General features: G+C 75.5%; 18 protein-coding genes. 5 read left to right on the forward strand and 13 right to left on the reverse strand.

Annotated elements, in window-relative coordinates:
- Positions 1–9: 9 nt before the first annotated feature.
- A complete protein-coding gene (locus tag AC07B0_RS06625; protein ID WP_356878514.1) occupies positions 10–741 on the forward strand; it encodes a DUF7873 family protein in 732 nt (243 codons plus the stop codon).
- 422 nt (positions 742–1,163) lie between these two features.
- Here the strand turns inward: AC07B0_RS06625 and AC07B0_RS06630 are convergent, their stop codons facing one another.
- The 3 genes from AC07B0_RS06630 to AC07B0_RS06640 all read right to left on the reverse strand — a co-directional run bounded on the left by AC07B0_RS06630 (position 1,164) and on the right by AC07B0_RS06640 (position 3,570).
- Positions 1,164–1,886 carry an anti-sigma factor family protein gene (locus AC07B0_RS06630; RefSeq protein ID WP_469377864.1) on the reverse strand — a complete coding sequence of 241 codons (723 nt, stop codon included), beginning with the start codon at positions 1,884–1,886 and terminating at the stop codon, positions 1,164–1,166.
- Positions 1,883–2,485 carry a sigma-70 family RNA polymerase sigma factor gene (locus tag AC07B0_RS06635; protein WP_356878518.1) on the reverse strand — a complete coding sequence of 201 codons (603 nt, stop codon included), beginning with the start codon at positions 2,483–2,485 and terminating at the stop codon, positions 1,883–1,885. Before AC07B0_RS06635 ends, AC07B0_RS06630 begins: the two co-directional genes overlap by 4 nt.
- A 101-nt stretch (positions 2,486–2,586) precedes the next feature.
- A complete protein-coding gene (locus AC07B0_RS06640; protein WP_478897048.1) occupies positions 2,587–3,570 on the reverse strand; it encodes a DUF1996 domain-containing protein in 984 nt (327 codons plus the stop codon).
- Between the two features lie 187 nt (positions 3,571–3,757).
- Between AC07B0_RS06640 and AC07B0_RS06645 the strand changes: the two genes are divergently transcribed.
- The 4 genes from AC07B0_RS06645 (at position 3,758) to AC07B0_RS06660 (ending at position 10,428) form a co-directional block, all read left to right on the forward strand.
- Complete coding sequence (locus AC07B0_RS06645) at positions 3,758–4,240, forward strand: hypothetical protein (protein WP_478897050.1); 483 nt, start codon at positions 3,758–3,760, stop codon at positions 4,238–4,240.
- 247 nt (positions 4,241–4,487) lie between these two features.
- Positions 4,488–5,222 carry a DUF1838 family protein gene (locus AC07B0_RS06650; protein ID WP_469377868.1) on the forward strand — a complete coding sequence of 245 codons (735 nt, stop codon included), beginning with the start codon at positions 4,488–4,490 and terminating at the stop codon, positions 5,220–5,222.
- 421 nt (positions 5,223–5,643) lie between these two features.
- Entirely contained in the window at positions 5,644–7,422 is a 1,779-nt protein-coding gene (locus AC07B0_RS06655) for a S8 family serine peptidase (RefSeq protein WP_356878566.1), read from the forward strand.
- A 246-nt stretch (positions 7,423–7,668) separates the two neighbouring features.
- Positions 7,669–10,428, forward strand: coding sequence for a helix-turn-helix transcriptional regulator (locus AC07B0_RS06660; protein WP_478865634.1), 2,760 nt, complete (start codon positions 7,669–7,671; stop codon positions 10,426–10,428).
- A 36-nt stretch (positions 10,429–10,464) separates the two neighbouring features.
- Here AC07B0_RS06660 and AC07B0_RS06665 read toward each other — a convergent pair whose 3' ends face one another.
- The 10 genes from AC07B0_RS06665 to AC07B0_RS06710 form a co-directional block, all read right to left on the reverse strand.
- The gene (locus AC07B0_RS06665; RefSeq protein ID WP_467292633.1) at positions 10,465–11,388 is read right to left on the reverse strand and encodes a glycoside hydrolase family 19 protein; all 924 of its coding nucleotides are present in this window, start codon (positions 11,386–11,388) and stop codon (positions 10,465–10,467) included.
- A gap of 233 nt (positions 11,389–11,621) precedes the next feature.
- The gene (locus tag AC07B0_RS06670) at positions 11,622–12,035 is read right to left on the reverse strand and encodes a rodlin (protein WP_356878528.1); all 414 of its coding nucleotides are present in this window, start codon (positions 12,033–12,035) and stop codon (positions 11,622–11,624) included.
- A 111-nt stretch (positions 12,036–12,146) separates the two neighbouring features.
- A complete protein-coding gene (locus AC07B0_RS06675) occupies positions 12,147–12,383 on the reverse strand; it encodes a DUF5302 domain-containing protein (RefSeq protein ID WP_356878530.1) in 237 nt (78 codons plus the stop codon).
- Positions 12,384–12,534: 151 nt separating this feature from the next.
- A complete protein-coding gene (locus tag AC07B0_RS06680; protein ID WP_469377874.1) occupies positions 12,535–12,813 on the reverse strand; it encodes a hypothetical protein in 279 nt (92 codons plus the stop codon).
- A complete protein-coding gene (locus AC07B0_RS06685) occupies positions 12,810–13,568 on the reverse strand; it encodes a GmrSD restriction endonuclease domain-containing protein (protein WP_467292637.1) in 759 nt (252 codons plus the stop codon). The genes AC07B0_RS06680 and AC07B0_RS06685 overlap by 4 nt, the downstream gene beginning before the upstream one ends.
- A gap of 43 nt (positions 13,569–13,611) precedes the next feature.
- Positions 13,612–14,016: a hypothetical protein gene (locus tag AC07B0_RS06690; RefSeq protein WP_356878534.1), complete on the reverse strand. Its 405-nt coding sequence runs from the start codon at positions 14,014–14,016 to the stop codon at positions 13,612–13,614.
- Positions 14,017–14,354: 338 nt separating this feature from the next.
- Positions 14,355–14,696, reverse strand: coding sequence for a DUF5713 family protein (locus AC07B0_RS06695; protein ID WP_356878536.1), 342 nt, complete (start codon positions 14,694–14,696; stop codon positions 14,355–14,357).
- A gap of 75 nt (positions 14,697–14,771) precedes the next feature.
- Positions 14,772–16,751 (reverse strand): hypothetical protein, encoded by a 1,980-nt coding sequence (locus AC07B0_RS06700; RefSeq protein WP_478897249.1) that lies wholly within the window; start codon positions 16,749–16,751, stop codon positions 14,772–14,774.
- 74 nt (positions 16,752–16,825) lie between these two features.
- Positions 16,826–20,503, reverse strand: a complete 3,678-nt coding sequence (locus tag AC07B0_RS06705; protein WP_478897052.1) for a DUF5682 family protein — start codon at positions 20,501–20,503, stop codon at positions 16,826–16,828.
- On the reverse strand, positions 20,500–21,654 hold the full coding sequence (locus AC07B0_RS06710) for an ATP-binding protein (RefSeq protein WP_356878542.1): 1,155 nt from the start codon (positions 21,652–21,654) through the stop codon (positions 20,500–20,502). The genes AC07B0_RS06705 and AC07B0_RS06710 overlap by 4 nt, the downstream gene beginning before the upstream one ends.
- Positions 21,655–21,762 lie beyond the last annotated feature (108 nt).

Raw genomic sequence — 21,762 nt, forward strand, 5'->3', positions numbered from 1 at the left:
GTTGACGGCGTGCCGAAGCTGAATCAGATCATCGCAGTCGAAAAGGGCGTCAAGTCCAAGTCCCTCCAAGAGCTCACCCAGGCTCACCACGACGTGCAGAAGCCCGCCCTGCTGGCCGGCATCTCGCGTACGTACCAGCCCAAGGACGAGGAGGGCGAGCAGCTGCCGCCCGAATCCACCCGGGTGCAGGTCAAGGCGGAGGACGTGCTCCGGTCGACGGCGGCCACCCTGACGCGGCTCTTCGACGTCACGGCCACCAAGGACTGGGCGAACCGCTCCGCGTCCGCCGACATCGTGGTCGACGGCAACGTGCTGCTGCCCCAGGTGCCGGTCCCCTACCTGCTCTTCCTGGAGAAGCAGCTGACCGACCTGCACACCTTCGTACGGAAGCTGCCGGTCCTCGACGCCTCGGAATCCTGGAACCTGGACCCCTCCACGGACTCCTGGAAGACGGAGGCCGTCCGCACGATCCGCACCAAGAAGGTCCCGCGCAACCACGTCAAGGCCGAGGCCACCGAGAAGCACCCGGCGCAGGTCGAGGTCTACTACGAGGACGTCGCCGTCGGCTACTGGACCACCGTGAAGTTCTCCGGTGCCCTGCCGGCCCGCCGGGTCAACGAGCTCCTCGACCGGGTGGAGCGGCTCCAGCAGGCCGTCAAGTTCGCCCGCGAGGAGGCCAACAGCGCCGAGGTCACCGACCAGCGGGTCGGGGACGCGGTGTTCGGCTACCTGTTCAGGTAGCCCCGAGAACGCCCCCTGTGTCGCAGGGGGTGCGCGAGAGCGCAAGCTGAAACTGATGTTGAAGCTGAATCAGGGGTGTCAGTCGGGGGTTCGAATCCCTCCCCCGGTACCACGTGCCGGGGTGGCCCAGTCGGCAGAGGCGGCCCCTTGAACCTCAAGTTATCGCTCCAGTCTCAGTATTCGCCGCCGAACACCGGATCGACCGGGCCGGGACGATCACCGACGGATGGGGGTTCAAGTCCCTCCTGCGCCTCTTCCGTGGCGCGGTAGTTCAAAGGCAGAACACGTCGGCCTCAACATGATCCCTGGCTCTTAAACGCAGCCGGTGTGCGCAATTGGGTGGCAAACAGGAGCCCGGGAGCTGGACATGCTCCCGGGCTCCGTCACGTCCCCGGCCCGCGGGCCGGGGCGCGCCCCTTCCGCTACACGGGCACGGACACGAAGGTCCGCCCCGCCTCGTTCTCGACGCGGATCTCCTTGACCTGCGAGGGATCCACCGCCGCCGTGCCGTCCAGCGAGGCGCCCTTGCCCTCGCCGTGCTCGGCCGTGCCCACGACCCAGCCGCCCGCGGTGCTCCGCGTACCGTCCTTCGCGACCACCACCAGCCGGCAGCGCTCGCCCGGCGGAACCCCGGTCACCGCCGCGTGCACGCGCACCCACTTCGGGGCGGGCGTCACCTGTACGGTCATCCGCGCGCCGCTGCTCCGGTCCGTCGCCGAGGCGACCCGGGTGCCCGCCACCGGGGGCGAGGGCGCCGCCGACACCGTCGGAGACGGCAGCGGGACCAGGGCGCTGTCGCGCCCGTCGTCGCCGAGCCGGGTACCGGCCCAGAACACGGCCGCCATCGAGGCGGCCGCGGCCACTCCGACGAAGGCCATCCGGCGCCGCGACGCCGCCGCCCGCTCACCGCGGACCTGCCGCAGCGTCCGCTGGAGCAGCAGGTCGCCGCCCTGCGGGGCGCCGTCGAGGAAGGCCTCCTCGGGCACCTCGCCCAGCACCCTCTCCATCTCGCGCAACGCGGCCACCTCCTCGCGGCACCCCACGCATTCGGTGAGGTGTTCCTCGACCCGCCGCACGTCCTCCTCGTCCAGGACGCCGAGCACGTACGGTCCGAGCAGTTCCTCCTCGTGCCGCTGCCGGTTCATGCCACCACCTCCCGCAGTCCGCCGGGCTGCTGGGGCGGCCGGGCTGATCGTCTGTCCTTGCTGTCGTCCCTGCCGCTGTCCGTGAACACCTCGCGCAGCGCCTTGAGGGCGTAGTGCGCGCGCGACTTCACCGTGCCCGCCGGGATCCCGAGGCGGTCGGCCGCCTCCGCGACGCTGCGCTGGCGGTAGTACAACTCCGTCAGCACGTCCCGGTGTTCCGGCGTGAGCCGGTCGAGTGCGCCGAGCACGGCCATGGAGTCCACCACCGAGTCCGCGTGATCGCCCTCCACCGGGGGAGCCGCCGCTGAACCCGACACCTCCGCCGGCCGCGCGGCCTTGGCCCGGTACCGGTCGGTGATGATGTTGCGGGCCACCGTGAGCAGCCAGCCGCGCACCGAGCCCTTTCCGTTGACCAGGACCTCGGAGTGCCGCCACGCCCGGATGAGCGTCTCCTGGACGACGTCCTCGGCGGCGGCCCGGTCCCCGGTCAGCCGCGTCGCGTACGCGAGCAGGGCGTGGCCGTGCTCCTCGTAGACCGACCTGATCAGTGCTTCGTCGGTCGAGCCCCGCCGAGTGCGGGGCCACAGTGGTCCGGCCATCTCACCCTCTCCGTCCTCCTCGTGTTACGTGGTGCGGTCGGAACACGCCCCGGGCACACGGGCGGTTCACGTGACGTACGTCACTCGGGGGCGGCCGGGGGTCAGGTCCGGCAGCTGCGGCCCTCGTTGAGGCAGCCCACGACCTCGCGCATCCGCGCGTCCGTCATCACGTTGACGAACATGGCGTGGTCCGTCTTCGGGCTGTGCCGCTGCTCGGGGAAGGAGTCGAGCGCGACCGGCGCCCCCTGGGGCACCGCGTAGGAGAGGGAGACGCGCAGCTCCGGTACCGGGAAGGTGCCCTGCGGGCACACGCCGTTCGGGGCGGGGAACCGCAGGTGCGAGCGGTGCCCGGGCACGGAGGTGTCCAGGCCGTTCCAGCAGCTCGGGAAGACCAGGCTGCGGGTGAGGCGGTCGCCGGCCGGGCAGCGCGGATAGTCGGTCGTCCACCGGTCGGGGAAGCCGGAGCAGCCCCAGCGCGCCCGTACGTCGGCGTCCGAGGCCGCCGTGTGCGCGACGGCGTCACCGGTCATCGCCCGCAGGAACCGCGGCATCGGCACCACCTTGCTCACCGGACTCCCGCGGAACTCCACGGACACGGCCGCCTCGGGCAGGATCTCGCCCGTGTTGCCGTGCCCGGCCGAGCTCTCGTGGGGGCGGCTGCCCGGCCGGTCGAGGCGGCGCAGCACGGGCCAGTAGTAGGTGGAGCGGTCGCCGCCGACGCAGCTCGTGGCGGCCGCGTCCAGGGAGGCGTCGTCGGACAGGGCGTTCGTGGACAGGTTCCCGACGTACGCGTGCGTGTGGTGGGCACCGGCCCGCAGACCGGGCGAGACCACCAGGTTGTCCTCGTTGTAGTGGCCCTCCGCGTTGCGGCCGCAGTCGACCGTCACGGTGCCGGACGAGCCCTCCGGCCCCGCGGCGGGCGGGGGAGCGGCATCGCGCGGCACCTCGCGTATGTCCACGTACGCCCCCGCGACGGAGCCGTGGTGCGGCCCGGCGGCCCGTGAGGCGCCCAGCACGGCGGCCGTCAGCCCGGTACCCAGCACCAGGCACACCAGCAGCGCCAGCAGTCGGTGTTCTTTCCCCATGGCGGTCACGGTTGCCGGTGCTCCGTACGGTCGTCAACGGGGCATCCGCACGACGGGAGCCCGGGGCGATTGTAGGTGTCGTCCGGCGCGCTCCCGAAGGCGCAGCAACCTTTCCCGCCGCCCGCCGGTGCACACCGCGGGAACGACCTCCGCGCACGTGCCCGTGGCACGAGGAAGGAGTCCCCCCGTGCCCGCCGCCAACCCCCTCCTGCACCGCGTGATCAGGGAAACGGCCTGGACCTACGAGGCTCTGACCCAGCGGCTCAACGCCACCGCGCGGGCGGCCGCCCTCAGCACCTCCTACGACCGCACCCCGGTCGCCCCCTGGCTGCGCGGCAGCGTGCCCCGGGACCCCGTCCCCGGCCCGCTCCGTGAACTCCTCTCCCGCCACCTGGGCCGCCCCGCGGACCCCGCCGGCATCGGCACGGGGCACGCCGCCCCCACCACCGGCGACCCCGCCCGCCCGGCGAGCCCGCCGCCCGGCACCCCCGGCCCCCGCCCCCGCCGTCCGGAGCACGTCCCGACCCCCCGAGAACCCCACGGCGACACCCGCCCGCAACAGGACCCCCCCGGTGCAAGAGCCGTCGGTGCACGGCCCGTCGGAGCACGGCTCGTCGGAACGCGGGCCGCGAGTGCGCCGGCAGGCGGAGCACTACCCCCCGGAGCGTGAGCCCCCGGTGCACCACCCCCCGGAGCACGGCTCCTCGGAGCACGGGCCGAGTGCGCCGGCAGGCGGAGAAGGGGTCCGCCGGGCGCCGGCGCCCGGAGCGTGCCGTCCCGGCGCAGGCGCCCCCGGCGCACGACCCCCGGGCGCCCGCCCGTACCTCCCCGCCCCCGCGCACGCGGAACCGCGCGGGCCGCCGCCAGGCCGGAAGGCGGCTTGCCGGGCCGACCGGCCGCCGAGCAGAGTTCTCCGTATGACACCGGCTGAACTCCTCCACGACTTCGCCCGCACCCGCGCCTCCCTCGACGGCGCCGAGGTCACCTACTGGTGGACCGGCGACGTCCACTCCTGGTCCCCCGACGAGCCCTACCAGAGGGTCTTCGGCTTCGAAGGCCTCAACGTGGCCCGCCTCGAGGCCGACGAGGAGACCGGCGGCTACCGGATGCTCTCCCGCGAAGCCGCCTTCTACCTGGACCCCACCACTCGAGAGATCCTGGAGACCTGGCAGGAAAAGCCCGTGGTCCACGTCTGGAACGACCCGGCCAACCTCCGGCTGCGGCCCTTCCCCGTCCCCCGCACCGAACTTGGCGCCCAGGTCTGCTTCAGCATGGAGATCCCCCTCGCCTACCCCTCCCCGCTGCCCGTCGCCGACTACCCGCTGAACTCCGCCTCGGACACCTACAAGGCCCTGGAACTCTTCCAGTTCTTCACCCCCGCCGAGGCCCTCGCCGGGGACGCGCCGAGCGTCCCCGCCACCATGTCCTGGATGCGGATGTCCCCCTGGCTGCCCTGGATGGAGCAGGCCCAGCGCCCCGGGGGCCTCGCCTTCCACTGCCGCGGCACGAAGCTGGGATCCTACGACGAGGTCCCCGAACGCACCCGCGCGTACATCGCCGCCCGCCACCCGGAGTTCGCCCGCGCCCCGGAGAAGTGGACCGAGCCGAACGAGTCCAGCTGGACCTACTTCCGCCGGCTCAACCCGCGGTAACCCCCGCGCCCGCCCCTCCCGGCCCGCCCCCGCCCCCGTCCGCCCCGGGGGCGGGGGCGGGCCCGCAGGGGTCCGGACAAGGGTTTTCCCCGTATCGGGTTCACCTCCGCGTTGCCTACTGTCTGCCCACCGGCGATCCACCGCCCCCGAACCGCCCCCGCGCCAACCCCACATGGTGTGAAGCGGTACGGACGGGCGCGGACCGCCGGGACCGCCGTTGCCCTGCCCCGCCGTCGCGGCCGGGCAACGCGGCGCGCGGCGGTGGCCGGGGCGGGGACTGACCAGTCCGCCCCGGGCCCCGTGGCCGCCGGTTCACCTCCCACACTGCACCGACCGGCCGCTCCGGCCTGCCCGGAAACGGCCCTCGAAAGGGAACACCGTGCACGCATCCAGACGCAGCAGGCTCATATCCGTGGTGGCCATGTCCGTCACCCTCCTCGCCGGCTCCGCGACCGCCTCCGTGGCCGTGACCGCCGAGAACGACCCGGCCACCTCCCTCCCGGCCGCCGCGGCTCCCGCCGCGCCCGCCGGGGCGCCGGTCGAGAACCTCATCGTCGGATACAAGTCCTCGGCCTCCGAGGCCAGTTCCAACTCCGCGGCCGCCGACGACGCCGCCGCCAAGGGCAAGAAGGCCGGCAAGAAGGCGAAGTTCGACCGCCGCCTCGGCACCGGTGCCGCCCTCGTCAACCTGGGCGGATCGGTCGCCCCCGCCGACGCCGCCGGCGTGATGGACCAGTTCCGCGCCGACCCGGACGTCGCGTACGTCGAGCCGGACACCCGCGCCTACGCGATGGCCGTCACCCCGAACGACACCGAGTACGCCAAGCAGTGGGACCTGTTCGAGCCCACCGCCGGCATGAACGTCCCCGCCGCCTGGGACAAGACCACCGGCTCCGGCGTCACCGTCGCCGTGATCGACACCGGCTACGTCGCCCACTCGGACGTCGCGCCGAACGTCGTCGCCGGCTACGACTTCATCTCCACCTCCTCCGAGGCCCGCGACGGCAACGGCCGTGACGCCAACCCGGCCGACGAGGGCGACTGGAACGCCACCGACGGCGAGTGCGGTGTCGGCTCCAAGGCCAGCACCTCGTCCTGGCACGGCACGCACGTCGCGGGCACCATCGCCGCCGCCACCAACAACTCCAAGGGCGTCGCCGGCATCGCCTACGGTGCGAAGATCCAGCCCGTCCGCGTGCTCGGCAAGTGCGGCGGTGCCACCTCGGACATCGTCGACGCCATCACCTGGGCCTCCGGCGGCACCGTCTCGGGCGTCCCGGCCAACGCCACCCCGGCCAAGGTCATCAACATGAGCCTCGGCGGCTCGGGCACCTGCGGCACCAGCTACCAGAACGCGATCAACGCCGCCGTCGCCCGCGGCACGACCGTCGTCGTCGCCGCCGGCAACAGCAACGCCAACGCTTCCGGCTTCTCGCCGGCCAGCTGCAACAACGTCATCAACGTGGCGTCGACCAACCGGGCCGGCGACCGCTCGTACTACTCCAACTTCGGCACGATCATCGACATCGCCGCCCCGGGCGGTGAGACCCGCCGCGCCACCGACACGCCCGGCACCGTCACCACCCCCGAGAACGCGATCCTCTCCACCCTGAACGCCGGCACCACCACCCCCGGCGCCGAGTCCTACAAGCCCTACCAGGGCACCAGCATGGCCGCCCCGCACATCGCGGGCCTCGCCGCCCTCATGAAGTCGGCGAAGGCCTCCCTGACCCCGGCCCAGATCGAGGCCGCGATCAAGGCCAACGCCCGCCCGCTGGCCGGCACCTGCACCGGCGGCTGCGGCGCCGGTCTCGCGGACGCCACGGCGACGGTGAACGCGGTGACCTCCACGCCCACCACCCCGTCCTTCGAGAACACCGCGGACTTCGCCATCGGCGACAACGCCACGGTCGAGAGCCCGATCACCGTCAGCGGCGTCACGGGCAACGCCCCGGCCGCCCTGAAGGTCGGCGTGAACATCGCCCACACCTACATCGGTGACCTGAAGGTCGACCTGGTCGCCCCCGACGGCTCCGTCTACACGGTCCACAACCGCGCCGGCGGCAGCACCGACAACATCAACCAGACCTACACCGTCAACGCCTCCTCCGAGGCCGCGAACGGCACCTGGAAGCTGCGCGTCAACGACAACGCCGGCGGCGACACCGGCAAGATCGACTCCTGGAGCCTCGGCTTCTGACCCGCCCCGCACCCCGGTCCCCCCGGCCCCGGCGGAGCCCCCCAACTCCGCACTGACGGGCCGAAGGTACGGACCATCCCAGCGCGCGGACCTGCCGGTACCTCCCGTACCGGCAGGTCCGCCGTGCTTTCCTGCCGGCTGACTGAATTCTGCGTCACAATCCGGGTCCGTCCGGCGGCTGACCTCGTATTGTCGCGTCTCACAGGAAAGGCACAGAACTGGGGAGCGAAAGGCTGGTGGCTGTGCGTGGCGGCGACGGGGCACGCTGACGCGAACGTCGGACACAGTGAACTGATCGAGGCGGTCGACCGCGCGCTGACCACGCACGGCCGCGCCGTCCTCACCGGACCGGCCGGAGCGGGAAAGACCGAGGTCGCGCGCGCCGTCGCGGCCGCCGCCGAAAGCCGGCGCGAAACCGTGCTCCGGCTCGCCCCCGAAGCCGCGGACCGGTGGATACCCGAAGCCTCCGCCGCCGCCCTCCTCGCCACCGTGCCCCGCGCCGCCCTGGACCGCCTCGCCGGCCCCCAGCGCACCGCCATCGCCCTGCTCCGCCGCGAGACCGACGCACCCGGAGCGGGCCGCGACCACGTCGCCCTGCGCCTCGCCCTCGTCGAAGTGCTGCGCACCCTGGCCGCCTCCGGACCCGTCCTCCTCGTCCTCGACAACGCCCAATGGCTCGACGCGGAAACCACCGATCTGCTCCGTTTCGCCCTGCGCCTCACCCCACCGCGCGTACGGGTCCTCGCCGCCGAGTGCGTCCACGGCGGAACACCCGTCGCCGAACGCCTCTGCGGCCCCGGCACCCCGGCCGTCCGGATCCCCCCGCTCGGCGCCGACGAGGTCGCCGAACTCCTGCTGCGCCACGGCCTCCCGGCCCGCCTCGCCGGCCGCATCCACCAGGCCAGCGGCGGCAACCCGCGGCTCGCCCTCGCCCTCGGGCACTCCCTCGCCGAAGCCGCCGGGACCCGCGACGGCGGCGCCCACCACGCCGACACCCTGCCCGTCTCCGGCCAGGCCCGCGACGTCGCCCGCCGCCTCCTCGCCGAAGCCCCCTTCCGGGCCCGCCGCACCCTGCTCCTCGCCGCCCTCACCGCCCGCCCCACCACCGCCCTGCTGCGCCGCGCCGGCCGCCCCGACGCCGAAGCGGAACTCGCCGAGGCCGAACGCGCCGGACTGGTCACCGTGGGCGAGGACGGGGCCGTCGCCTTCACCGCGGGCGCCGTCGCGACGGCCCTCGCCGCCGACGCCGGCTGGCCCGAACGCTCCGCCGGACACGCCGCGCTCGCCGACGCCGTCGACGACCCCGTGCAGGCCGTACGCCACCGGGCCCTCGCCGTGGACGCCCCCGACGCCCGGCTCGCCGCCGAGATCACCGCCGCCGCCGACGACTGCCGCCGCCGCGGCCAGCGCGCACTCGCCGCGGAACTCGGGCTGCTCGCCGCCGAACGCACCCCCGCCGCCCTGCCTCGGGAGGAGCTGGCCCGCCTCGTCGGCGCCGCCGAGGACGCCGGCTGGGCGGGCCGCGCCGACCTCGCCCGCCGGGCCACGCGCGCCGTACTCGCCCGCGACGCCTCGCCCGCCCAGCGGGTACGGGCACGGCTCGCCGTGATCGACGCCGCCGGACAGGCGCTGGCCGACCTCGACGAAACCTTCGCCTTCGCCGTGGCCGACGCCGCCGGGGACCCCTCGCTGCGGGCCGCCGTCCAGCTGCGCATCGCCTGGAAGCACAACCTCAGCGACGGGGACCCGGTCCGTTCCCGCGACGCCGCCGCCGAGGCCGGAGCCCTCGCCAAGGCCGGCGGAGACCAGGTCGCCGAGGCCATGGCCCTGACCGTACGGGCCCGGATGGGCCGCATCCTCGGCGACCACGACGCCGAGGACATCCTCGCCGAGGCCCTGGCCCTGCCCGCGCCCGAAGTCCCCCTCGGCATGCGCAACGCGCCCCAGTACCTCGCCGTCCGGCACGCCCTCTTCGACGACCGGCTCGGCGACGCGCACTCCCAGCTCCTCGCCCTGCTGCCCGCCGTCCAGCGCACCGGATCCGCCGAGGACGTCTTCGAGGTGCTGCGCAGCCTCACCGAGGTCGAACTGCGGCGCGGCCGCTGCGCCGCCGCGGCCGCGCACGCCCGCCGGGCCGTCGAGCTGACCATCGAGGCGGGCCTGTCACCCGGCCCCGCCTGGTACGTCGCCGCGACCGCCGAGGCCGCCGGCGGCAGTTTCGCCCGGGCCGCCGGCTATGCCCGCCGGGGCATCCGGGCCTCCGAGGAGGAACAGGACCAGGTCTTCCTGTCCCGGGGCCTGTACGCGCTCGGCACCGTCGAACTCGCCACCGGCGACGCGGCCAAGGCGGCGGCCACCCTGTGCCGGGTCGCCGAGCTGGAAGGGGCCCAGCAGGTGGTGGACCCGTCGGTCCTGCGCTGGCACGGGGAGCTCGCCGAGGCCCTGGTGGCGGCCGACGCCCCCGACCGGGCCGCGGAACTGCTGGACGGGGTCACCCCGGTCGCCCGGTCCCTGGAGCGCACGAGCGTGCTCGCGGCCCTGGACCGGGCCCGGGGGCTGTGCCTGTCCGCGCGCGGGGAGGCCGGACCGGCCGTGGCCCTGCTGGAGGAGACGGCGCGCCGCTTCGACGCCCTCGGGCTGCCGCTGGAACAAGGCCGGACCCTGCTGGCCCTGGCCCGGGTCGAGCGCAGGCGCCGCCGCCGGGCACCCGCCCGGTCCGCCCTGCTGGCGGCGGCCGAGGTGTTCGAGCGGGCCGGGGCGAAGCCCTGGCTCGGCCTGGCGCGGGAGACCACGCCGGAGGCCGCCGCCCCGCACCCCGGGGTGGCGGCCCTGACCGAGGCGGAGACCCGGCTGGCCCTGCTGGTCGGTGCGGGGGCCAGCAACCAAGAAGCGGCGGCGAAGCTGTTCCTGAGCGTGAAGACGGTGGAGTCCCGGCTCACCCGGATCTACCAGAAGCTGGACGTGCGCTCCCGCGCGCAGCTGGCCACCGCGCTGCGCGGGCACTGAGCCCGGGCGGCGCGGTGGCACGGCGGCCGGTGCGCGTCAGCAGGTGAGGTTGCCGCCCGGGGTGACGCCGAGCAGCTGGGTGAAGCTCTGGTACTTGTTCACCCGGCTCTGCACCTGGGCGGGGTTGCCGCCGTTGCACTCCAGCGCCCCGTTGATGGAACGGATGGTCTCGCCGAAGCCGGCGCCGTTGACGATGGCCGCGTGGGCGGTCATCGTGCCGGGGCCGTTCTGGGTGTTCCAGTACCAGAGCGCCGTCTTCATGGCGACGGCCGGGTCCTGCTCGACGAGGTACGGGTTGGCGAGGAGGTTGATCCCGAGGGCGTCGCCCGCAGCCTTGTAGTTGAAGTTCCAGCTCAGCTGGATGGGCCCGCGCCCGTAGTACGCGGCCTGCCCGGCGGGACAGCCGTACGGCTGGGTGGCGTCGCAGTAGTGGGGGTAGTTGGCCGTGTTCTGCTCGACGATGTGCACCAGCCCGCCCGTCTCGTGCGAGACGTTCGCGAGGAAGGCGGCGGCCTCGCGCCGCTTGACGGTGTCGTCGCCGGTGTTCGCGAAGCCGGGGTAGGCGGACAGCGCCGCGACCAGGCCGTTGTACGTGTAGAAGGGGTTCCGGTTCGGGAACATCTGGTTGAACTGGGCCTCGCTGACGACGAAGCCGGACGGGTTGCCGGTGCCCGGATCGGGGTCCTGGCCGCCCCCGCCGCCGCAGGCGCCCTGGTCGGACCAGACGCCCCACTGGCCGGTGGTGCCGGGCGTCTCGCCCTGGGTCCACCACTTCGCCTGCCAGTTGTGGCCGTTGTACGAGGCGGTACCGCCGCCGGTGTAGACGGCCGAGGAGGCCCAGGCGGTGGCGCAGGCGGGGGCCGCCGAAGCGGAGGAGGCGGGCAGGGCGACGGCGAGGCCGAGGGTCACGGCGGCGGCCGCGGCGAGGGAGAGGGCGCGGCGGCGGACGGCACGTATCACGTAACTGCTCCTGGGGTGGGGGGAATTGTCGCGAGGGGTGTGGGGAACGACAACTACCGCCACTGAACCGAAGTGGTCTGGACCTGTCAAGGTCTAGACCAAATATTGTCCGTGGGTGCCAAAGAGGGGTCGCGGGTCCGGGGGGCGGCACCGGGCCCGGCGCGGGCCGTGCCCGCAAACGCCGAACCGGCGTGACGACCTGGGTCGTCACGCCGGTTCGGATGCCGACCGGATCAGCTGCCGGCCGAGAGGTTGCCCGAGAGGACCGGGATGTTGCTGAGGATGTGCGACAGCGGCTCGTCACCCTTGGCCTGGGTGGAGTTCTCGGCGCACTGCTGGTTCTGCGGGTTGGACAGGACGTTGACGTCCTGGACGCCGACGTTGGCGAGGATCGCGACCAGCGACTGGGCGTTGACCTTCGCCGGCAGGCCGACGCAGAGCTTGTTCAGCGAACCCTGGATCGCGCTGAGCTGCGGGCTCTGCGCACCGTGGGTCGACTGGTTGCCGTAGATCTGCGAAGCGCTGTTGCCGTTGACGGTGTTCACGCCGTTGTCGTTGCCGATCGCCATCGCCGGGGAGGCCATGACGGCACCCGTGCCGATGACGGAGGCGGTGACCGCGGCGCTGGTCATGAACTTCTTGAGCATCGTGAAGATCCTTCTGTCGCATGAGCTGTCCCCGGCGGGACGTCCTGATCAACTGCGTCCGGCGCCGGTGGTTATCGCCCATCACCCATGCGGCCCAACGATTCGCTCGGGTCAGCCCGTCTTGCGGCGGACCTTCTTGTTCTTTCCGCCCGCCCCGCTGCTGGAACCCTGCACCTTCGCCCGGCTCTGATGGGACTGCTGGGACTGGGCGTTGGAGGCGTTGCGCGCCAGGGCCTCGCGGAACTTGCGCTTGGCCTCCTCCGCCGGGGTCTCGTCCTGCGGTGCGTCGGCCTGCGGTGCGTCGTTCTGTGCCGCGTCGGCCTGCGGGGTGGCGTTCTCGTCTGACATGGCTGCCTCCTGGGGTGATCAAGTCGCCCCAGTCTGTCAGCCGGGCCGCCCGCAGGCCATCGCGTTGCCCCGCGGCCCGCCCCGGCGCCCGGCCGGGCGGTCCGCCGTACCCGCTGATCAGGCCGCCGGTCCCGTCCCGGGCCTCCTCCGGTCAGGCCCCCGGGTGCGGAGCCCCGGCCCCGTGGCCGGCCCGTACGGCGGCCAGCGCCGCGGTGTGCAGCGCGTACGGATCTGCGTCGGCGACGACCGGGCTCCCGGTCAGCGTGTACCACTCGTCCGCGTCCGTGTACTGGATCGCGAACCGGACCTCGCCGTCCGCCCCGCCCGTGGTGCGCAGGGTGAGCGGACCGGTGATCACGCCGACCTCGTCGGTCATCGCACCGCCCGGTCCGGCGAGGACCTGGTCCTGCCAGCTCCGCTCGGCCGTCACGACGCGCAGGTGTCGATCATGGTGGTGAGGGTGGTCCTCTCGGCCTCGGTGACCGTCAGCCCGTAGTGGGACTTGACGGTGGTCCAGGCCCGCCCGTACTGGCACCAGCTCGACCGGTCCGTCGGCTGCCACAGATCGGGGCTCTGGTCGCCCTTGGAACGGTTGGACGACGCCGAGACGGCCAGCAGCTGCGGACGGGTCAGGTCGTTCGCGAAGGCCTTGCGCTTCGCCGCGTCCCAGCCGGACGCGCCCGAACGCCAGCCCTCGGCCAGCGGCACCATGTGGTCGATGTCCAGCTTCGCGGCCTCGGTGATGGCCGCCCCGTCGTACAGGCTCTTCCAGCTGCCGGACACGGCCCGGCACTCGGAGTCCTGCGTGACGTCCGCTCCGTCCCGCTTCAGTACGGTTTCGCGGGTGTCGCACTTGTTGCCCTGCTCGGCCCAGTGGGTGAACCTGTCGCGGCTGTACCCGGCCATCGTGCCGGGTTTGGCGACCGTCAGCGCGGCCAGCTGCGTCCGGGCCACGGCCGCGCTGACCATGCCGGGCAGTACGTCCCCGGCGGCCGGTTTGGCGTCTTCGCCCGAAGGCGAAGGGGCGGGTGACGTACTCGGGCCGGTACTCGCGCCCGGGGTCGCCGTCGCGGCCGGCCGGTCGCCGCCCTTCGCGTCCCCGGGATCCTGCTTGCCGCATCCGGTGATACCGAGCAGCAGTACCGCCGCCACCGCCGCACCGCGCACGCCTGTCTGACGAACCATGAAACCCCGCCCCGGTAGGACTCCGCACACCGTCCGCTGAAGACTACCCATAACCGGACATCCAACCCCGCAGCGGGGCGGGGGAGTCGTGGCCGGTCCCCACGCCGTGCCGCAAGTCGCCGGACGGACCGACCTGTTCGGCCGGCCCGGGAACCGCCGCCCGCCGGGCCGCCGTCCGCGCCGCCGCGTGCAGGGCTCGCCGGCCGGTCCATGCCCCGGCCACCAGGACCACCGCCAGGGCCGCCGGCCCGTCACGCCCCACCGCGTCCCAGACGGCCGGTACCAGGACCGCCGACGCGGCCGCGCAGAGCACCACCGCCAGCGGCCGGGCCCCGCGGGGCGGCGGACCGCACCCGCCCCGCCCCGCGGACTCGGCGAGCCCCACCGGGCCGGCGGACGACGCCCCCACCCCCGCCACCGCACCGCTGTCCCGGCCGTTCCGCGTCATCGCATCCTCCTGCCCCCGGGGACCGTCACCCCGATCGGGTCCCTCCGCGCACGAGTGTGGGCGGCGCACCCGGCGGAAAGTGAGGAATCGCCACAGAGGCGGCAGCGCACCGGGTGCGAACCGGCCACCCCCGGCCCCCGCGCTCCGGCCCACCCGACCCCCTCCCCACCTGGGCCGGTACCGAAGGAAACGGCTCCGGCCGCCGCCCGGACCGCCCCTCGGAGTCGGCCGGAATCCCCGGCGCGCGTCGCTCCCACCGCGCGCCGGAGCCGCCGGTCCGCGCGACTCGCAGGGCGACACACCCGGGCGGGGCGTGAGCCCACCTTCCGGGCCGGCGTTCACCACTCCCGGGTGGCGATGAGCTCCTCCACGTCCGCGTCCGGGAACCCGTAGGACGAGGCGACGAACCAGAAGTCCTCGGCGATCTCCTCCCGCGCGACCGTCTCGATGTCGCTCCCGGCCGCCTCGAACTCCGCCTCCAGCAGGTTGAACTCCTCCGTGGCGGCCCGGGTGAGGGCGTACAGGGCCGGCAGGTCCGACGGCCGCTCGGCCTCGATCCGCTCGCACAGCCGCAGCAGGACCGCCCGCCCCATGCCGACCACGTGGTCGGGGTAGTAGTCGTCCGCGAACAACTGCTTCAGGAACGCGTGCCCCGCCACCTGCTGGTTCGTGATCGCCACGATGCTTCCCCCTCGTCTTCGGCAACCGACGCGCCGATCATGCACGACGCCACTGACAGGCGGCCGGCCATCCGGTCAGGTCCAGGAGGCGGCCACCAGGGAGCGGTGGGCGGCGGACAGGTGGGTGGATGCCGCCAGCCAGGCCCGGGCGTAGGCGTCGGCCGAGGCCTCGGTGAGGCGGCCGAAGGAGTTCCGGGGCCGCCGGTCCGCCTCCAGGACCAGGGCCCCGGCCAGGTCCGCCGCCGCGCCGAAGCCGGCCCGGCGCAGCGGCCCGTACGCGGACAGCGGCTCCGGGCCGCGGGCCGACTCGGCGACCGCGCGACGCCCGCCCGCGACACCCGCCTCCAGGAGCCGGCGCACCCGCCACAGGGGCGAGTCGGCCAGCGGATCCGTGCCCGGTGCGCAGGAGCCGGCCGCCGTTCCGGGGGTCGCGCCGTCGGGGAAGTGGCTGCCCTGGAGCCGGTCGTAGCCGAGGTCGGCCCGGTCCAGCCACTCGGCCGGCAGCCGCAGCGTGTACTCCGCCCCCGGAACCGGACCCACGGCCAGCGGGCGCAGCGTCGCCGCCCGGTCCAGGTCCGGGCGGCCCAGGACCCGGACCGCCAGGCCCGGATACCCGGCGAGGCGGCGCAGGTTCGCGGTGTGCGCCAGCTCTGGATGCGGATGGGCCGGGCACAGCCGGAGCAGGGGCGCGTCCGCGCGTACCGTGCCGTCCGGCGACAGTTCCCGGACCAGCAGGTGATCTCCCGCCGCGCCGGCCACCTGCACGTCGCAGCCCAGCAGGGCCGCTTCGGAGTCCGGTGCCCCGTCCGCCTGCTGCGCGGCCAGCGCCTGCGCCGCCGGGCGGGCGAAGAGCGCCGCGAGGGGCTCCGCCGCCCAGGACAGACCCGGTACCGGCGTCGCCCGGACCCCGCGCCCCGCGCCGAGCCGCCCGTCGGCGGACACGGTCGCGCCGACGACGCGCAGGCCGCCCCGGGCGAGCCCGGCGTGGTCGAGGACGGCACCGCCCAGGGCGACGGACGCGGCCCCCGCGCCCCGCGCGCGGGCGAGCCCGCCGGGTCGGACGTCCGACACCGAGTAGCGGGCGCCGTCCTCGCCCAGCAGGTGGGTCACCACGCCGCCGTAGCCGGTCGCGCTGAGCACGGGCTCCCGGCACAGGCCCTGCACGCGCAGGCTTCCCCCGGCCGCGTAGGCCCGGCGGCCGCCGCCGGTCACACCGGGGCCGCCGGTACCGGCGGCCAGCAGCGCGGCGACGCGGAGCAGTTCGGCGAAGGCCGCCGCGAGGTCGGTGAGCCGCTGCCCGGCACGGCGCTCCCGGGCCCCGCGCAGACCGCGCACCACGCGCAGCGCGGCGGCCTCGGCGTGCGGCAGCCCGGCCAGGCGGGCCGAGTGGGCGGCCCGCAGCAGCTCGGCCTGCACCACCGCGCCCCCGGCCGTGACCCCGGCGGCGAGGGCCTCGGCGGCGGCCGTCCACAGGGCCGCACCCGCCGCCAGCTGGGCGCGCGTGAGCGGCTCGGCCCCGTCGGCCGGTACGGCCGCCGCGCCGCCCGGCGCCACGGACCCGGCCCCCGCCCCTCCGCCGTCTTCGTGAGCCCCGGCCGCGGCCCCGTCCCCGGCGCGGGATTCCGCACCTGACCGGGCGTCGGCCGCGGCACCGGCCCCGCCCCCGACGGGCACCCCCGCACCGGCCCCGCCTCCGTCGGCCGGCGCGGTCCCGGCCTCCGCCTCCGCGAGCCCCGGCCCGGGATCCGCCGCGCAGGTGTCCGGCAGCTCCGCCGGGTCCGCCAGCGGGGCAGCGCCCAGGACGGCGGCCCGGTGCAGGCAGCGCGGCGCCAGCAGGCAGCCGCAGACGGCCTGCCCCGCCTCGGCGACCACTCCCGAGGGCCCCGGACGCAGCGTCACCACCGCGTCCTCGCCGAACCGTACGGTGACGCTCCCGTCGGCCCCGGCCACGGCCGCGGCGGCGCAGCCCTCCACGGCCGCGTCGAGCTTCTTGCGCAGCCGGGCGCTCAGACTCTCCACGGCCTCCGCGAGGACCTCGGGGGCGACGGGCGGCAACGTCCCCCCGCCGGGCGCCGGATCCGTCCCCGCGCCGTCCGGCCCGGCGGTGCTGGTGGTACTGGTGGTGCTGGTCAACGGGGCTCTCCACGGAGTCGGTCGCCCACCCAGCGGGCGAGGGCGAGGGGGCTGAGCGCGGCCACCGGCATCCCGGCCGCGACGAGCTGCCGGGCGACCGGAACCGAGTACCGGGGCGTGCCCGCGTCGTCGAGCGCGGCGCAGCCCAGCAGCTGGGCGCCCGAGGCGGCCAGGGCACGTACCTCGGCGAGCAGGCCGCCGACCGGGGCGCCCTCCTCGAAGTCGCTGACCACGACGACCAGCGTGCGGCTCGGCACCGTGATCAGCGAACGGGCGTGCGCGAGGCCCGCCGCGATGTGCGTCCCACCGCCGACCCGGACCTCCAGCAGCAGCGACAGCGGATCCTCGACGCGGTCGGTGAGGTCCACCACCTGCGTGGAGAAGGCCAGGAAGTGCGTCGAGAGGGTCGGCACCCCGCCCAGGACCGCGGCGGTCAGCGCCGACCAGATGACGGATGCCTCCATCGAGCCGGACACGTCGACGACCAGGATCAGCCGCCAGTCCGACTCGCGGGACGCCCGGGTGCTGAACACCGGACGCTCCGGAACCACCACCACCCGGCCGTCGTCGAGCCGGCGGGTGTGGGCGAGGTTCGCGCGCAGGGTGCGGGCCAGGTCGAGCGCCCCGCCCGGCCGGCGCGTCGGCCGGGGCGTCGACAGCCCGGAGAGCGTCGGCCGCAGCCGGGTCGCCAGCTCCTTCGCCAGCTCGTCGACCAGCCGCCGCACCAGCGGCCGCAGCCGGGCCAGTTGCTGCTCGGGCATGCCGCCCGCCAGCGACAGCACCGACGTCAGCAGCTCCACGGAGGGACGTACGGACGCCGGGTCCAGCTGGGCCAGTACGTCGGTGCGCCCCGCACCGGCCGCGTCCGCCAGCACCTCCTCCCGCACGTCCGCGCCGAACAGGGACTCCAGCTCCTGCGACCACTCGCGGGCGGTGGGGAAGGAGGCGCCGTCGCCGCCGCCCCGACCGCCCCGGTCGAGGTCGGACGAGCCCTCGCCCTGCCCCGCGCCGTACAGCTCGTCGAGGGCGCGGGCGTAGCGGTGCGCACCGGCCGGGAGCCGGTCGCGCTGGCGGCCGAGCAGCAGCCGCCACCGGTCGGCCGGGGCCAGGCGCCGGTCCGCGGGCGGCGCGGCACGCGGGGAGTACGGCGCCCCCGTACCCTGCGGGACCTGGCCCGAAGGGGCGGGGAACGGGAGCTCCTTGAGCGCGGCGAGCCCGGCGGCGTCGGCCGCGGCCCAGAGGGCGAGCAGGGCGGGCGGCGCTTCGAGCGACAGGTCGACGCGCTCTCCCAGCCGCTCGGTCACCGTCTCCAGCAGCCGCTCGCGCGCGGCCGGGGCCAGCGCGTCGAAACCACCGCGCAGCGCGGGCAGCCGTTCCAGGAACGCCCCGTCGCCGAGCCCGTCCACCCGCTCCAGGAGCGGGGACAGCGCGGCGGGGGAGGCGTCCAGCAGCGGACCGGCGGCGCTGAGCAGACCGGCGAGCCGGCGGGCCAGCGCGCGCCGCCCGTCGGGGGTGGTCGCGCCGTCCACCCACGCGGCGGTGCGTTCGCCGAGCTCCGCCGCCGGATCGAGGTCCAGCAGGACGCGGACGGCCAGTGCCGCACCCCGCATCAACGGGGATGCGGTGGAGGCCAGTTCGGCCAGAGCGGCGTCCAGGCGCAGGCCCAGCTGCCGGGCCGAGGCCCGGTCGGCGAGGGCCACCAGGGCTCCGGCGTCGGCGGGGTCGTCGCTGCCGGCGAGCCCCGGCAGGGAACGTACGGCGGTCTCCAGCAGGTCGGCGACGAGGGCGCCCGCGGTGTCGCGGGCCCCGGCGGAGGTGCCGGGCAGGTGACCGCGGCGCAGGGCCTCCAGCAGGTCGACGGCCTCCAGGAGCTCCGGCAGCCCGGCGGTGTCCGGCAGGACCGCCGCGGCCTCCTCCAGTCGTACGTCGACCAGTTCGGGCAGGTCGCAGCGCGCGGCCGCGGCCAGCCCGGTCAGGACCTGCGCCGCCGTCGGGCCGCCCGCGGCCGCCTCGCGGCGTGCGACGTCACGCAGCGTCCCGGCGGCCGCCTGGGCGGCGCTCACGCCGCGGACCCCCGCCAGGTCGAGGCGGGCCGGGACGGAAGGAGTCCAGGCCAGCCGCCACTTGCTCCCGAGGGCGGTGCCGTCCCCGGTCGCGGCGACGGTGACGGGCTCGCCGTAGGAGGCGCCGCACACCAGCAGGCGCTGGAGCAGGACCTCCCGGCGGCCGTCGAGCGCGGAGCGCAACGGGTCGAGGCGCACCTCGCGGGACGCGGGGTCCTCGGGCGACGGGAGCCGCAGTTCGGCCAGCTCCGCCTCCACGGACGGGCCGAGTCCCGAGCGGGGGGCGTGCGGGGTGGTGCGACCGCGGCCCGCACCGACCAGCACCGCCTCCAGGGCGCGGGCCAGCGCCCGTCCCCGGCCCAGGGGTTCGCCCTGCCCGAGCACCGTGGACACGGCCTCCAGGAGTTCGCCCCGGCCGGGCGCGGGCAGCCCGCGCAGCACCGCCAGGTCGCAGGCGAGCCGCAGGGTCTCGGACGCCTCGCCGGTGCCGGCGGTGTGGCCGGCCCGGCGCAGCTCCCGGCACACGCCGGTGACGGCGACCGAGGCCGCCTCCCGGACCCGTACGGGGTCACCGCCCGCTTCGAGGACGGCCTGCTGCCACAGCGGATCCCGGATTCCGGCCGGGTACCCGGAACGGGCGTCGAGCAGGTCGAAGGAGTACGCCACGAAGGAGGTCACCACCCCCGCCGCGCCACCCTCCCCGGCCCCGACCGCCCCGGCCGCGGCCGTCGCGGTCCCGGGGGCGGACACCGGCGGGACACCGGTCGCACCCGTCGCGTCCGAGCCCGTCCGGGGTGCGGGAAGTGCCGCGCCCGGTCCGGTCGGGAGCAGGGCGGGGGCGTGGAACGCGCCGATCAGGGCGGCCACGCGCCGGCCGCCGGAACCCGCGGCGGCGATCACCCGCCGCATGTGGGCCTCGCGGGCCAGGTCCGTCGGCGGTACCGTCCCCGCGTCGGCGCGCAGCGCCCAGCCGACGCCGAGCGCGGCCCGGCGCACGGCTTCGGGGGAGCAGCCGGGGGCCAGTACCTCCACCGCCCGGTCCCAGAGGTCCTCGCCCTCCCGCCCGGTGCCCGCCGCCACGAGGGCGTCCGCGAAAACGCGGCCGGTGACCGGCCCCGGAGCGGGTGCCGAAGCGGGTGCCGGAGCGGGTTCCGACTCCGGCCCGGGCCGCCCCGGACCGGCCTGCCCCGCCCCCGCCCGCTCCTCGTCGGCCCCGGCACCCGCCCCCGACCAGCCCGCGTCGGACAGCGGGAGGTCGCAGCAGACGACCTCCACGCCCCGGCCCCGGGCCCAGCGGATCGCCGCCAGTTCGGGGGAGAAGTCCGCGAAGGGGTAGAAGGCCAGCCGGCCCTCCCGTCCCAGGCCCGCCAGGGCGACCGGTGCCTCGGTCTCCGGATCCGCCAGGTGCTCCAGCCAGGGCTGGAAGTCGGCCGGGAGCTCCACGCACAGCACCTGCGTCCCGGCGGCCTCCAGCAGCGCCGGAACCACCGCCGCCAGGGCGGGACTGTGGTGGCGTACGCCCAGCAGGTACGGCTCGCGCGAGGAGGCGAGCGCCTCCACCGCGGTCCGCGGGTCGGCCGCCGGGCCGGCCGTCGGGTCGGTGACCGTCAACGCAGGCTCCCGCGCAGGTCCCAGAGGCGGCGCCACATCGCCGAGCCGTCTTCGGCGCGGCGCCGGACGGGGCCGTCCCAGTACCCCAGCAGCCGCCCGTGGTCGGCGGGGTCGTCCTTGCGCACGACGCCCAGCAGGTGGCCCGGCAGCAGGTCCAGCGCGTCCCCGCCCGGCAGGTACGCGGCGGCCACCCCCAGCGAGGCCGCCACCTGCACCGCCTCGGCGGTGGACATGACCGTGCCGGGCCGCTCCACGTCCCAGCCCTCGGCCGAGCGGCCGGAACGCAGGTCCCGGAACACGGTGACGAGCGCGTCGAGCACGGAGTCGTCCACCCCGAAGGCCGCCCCGGCGCGCTGGACGGCGGCGACCGCCTGGCGCCGGATCAGCGTGGCCTCCGCGTCGGCGTCCGCGATCGGAGCGACCGTCTCGAAGTTGAAGCGGCGCTTGAGCGCGGCCGACATCTCCGACACGCCCCGGTCCCGCAGGTTGGCGGTCGCGATGACCGTGAAACCGGGAGCCGCCGAGACCAGCGCGTCCTCGGTGGCGGTCAGTTCGGGTACGGTGACCCGCCGGTCGGACAGGATCGACACCAGGGCGTCCTGCACCTCGGGCAGGCACCGGGTGATCTCCTCGACCCGGACCACCCGGCCGGTGCGCATCGCCGCGAGCACCGGGGAGTCCACCAGGGCCTGGGCGGTGGGTCCCTGCGCGAGGAGCAGGGCGTAGTTCCAGCCGTACCGGAAGGCGTCCTCGGTGGTGCCCGCCGTGCCCTGCACGGTCAGCGCGCTCGTGCCGCACACCGCGGCGGCCAGCAGCTCGGACAGCATCGACTTGGCGGTGCCCGGCTCACCGGTGAGCAGCAGCCCCCGCTCACCGGCCAGGGTGACCACGCACCGCTCCACCAGGGCGCGTTCGCCGACGAACTTCGGAGCGATCACCAGCTTCGACGGCAGCCCGGCCCGCCGCTTCGGCAGGGCCAGCTCGGCGCCCTCGCTGCCGCACACGAACGTCACGACGGCGCGCGGGGTCAAGGCCCAGCCCGGCGGCCGGGGCCCGGTGTCCTGCGCGGCGAGGAAGGCGAGTTCGGCGGCATACCGCTCCTCGGCGGGCATGACCTGCCGGGAGGGAGCGGGCTGATCGGTGACGGTCATCAGGTCCTCTGCGTTCTCTGTGTTCTCTGTGTTCGCTGTGGTGCGGGAGTCGTACGAAGGAGGAGGTGCCGGGGGCTCCGGCCGGGGACGCGCCCCGGCCGGAGCCCC

Source organism: Streptomyces sp. NPDC044704 (assembly GCF_056433525.1).

Coding starts and splice junctions, on each gene's coding strand:
- AC07B0_RS06675 (WP_356878530.1), bottom strand. CDS start 12,383: ATGTCAGACGAGAACGCCACCCCGCAGGCCGACGCGGCACAGAACGAC.
- AC07B0_RS06640 (WP_478897048.1), bottom strand. CDS start 3,570: ATGGGGAAAGAACACCGACTGCTGGCGCTGCTGGTGTGCCTGGTGCTG.
- AC07B0_RS06670 (WP_356878528.1), bottom strand. CDS start 12,035: ATGCTCAAGAAGTTCATGACCAGCGCCGCGGTCACCGCCTCCGTCATC.
- AC07B0_RS06685 (WP_467292637.1), bottom strand. CDS start 13,568: ATGGTTCGTCAGACAGGCGTGCGCGGTGCGGCGGTGGCGGCGGTACTG.
- AC07B0_RS06650 (WP_469377868.1), top strand. CDS start 4,488: ATGACACCGGCTGAACTCCTCCACGACTTCGCCCGCACCCGCGCCTCC.
- AC07B0_RS06630 (WP_469377864.1), bottom strand. CDS start 1,886: ATGAACCGGCAGCGGCACGAGGAGGAACTGCTCGGACCGTACGTGCTC.
- AC07B0_RS06710 (WP_356878542.1), bottom strand. CDS start 21,654: ATGACCGTCACCGATCAGCCCGCTCCCTCCCGGCAGGTCATGCCCGCC.
- AC07B0_RS06655 (WP_356878566.1), top strand. CDS start 5,644: ATGTCCGTCACCCTCCTCGCCGGCTCCGCGACCGCCTCCGTGGCCGTG.
- AC07B0_RS06635 (WP_356878518.1), bottom strand. CDS start 2,485: ATGGCCGGACCACTGTGGCCCCGCACTCGGCGGGGCTCGACCGACGAA.
- AC07B0_RS06690 (WP_356878534.1), bottom strand. CDS start 14,016: ATGACGCGGAACGGCCGGGACAGCGGTGCGGTGGCGGGGGTGGGGGCG.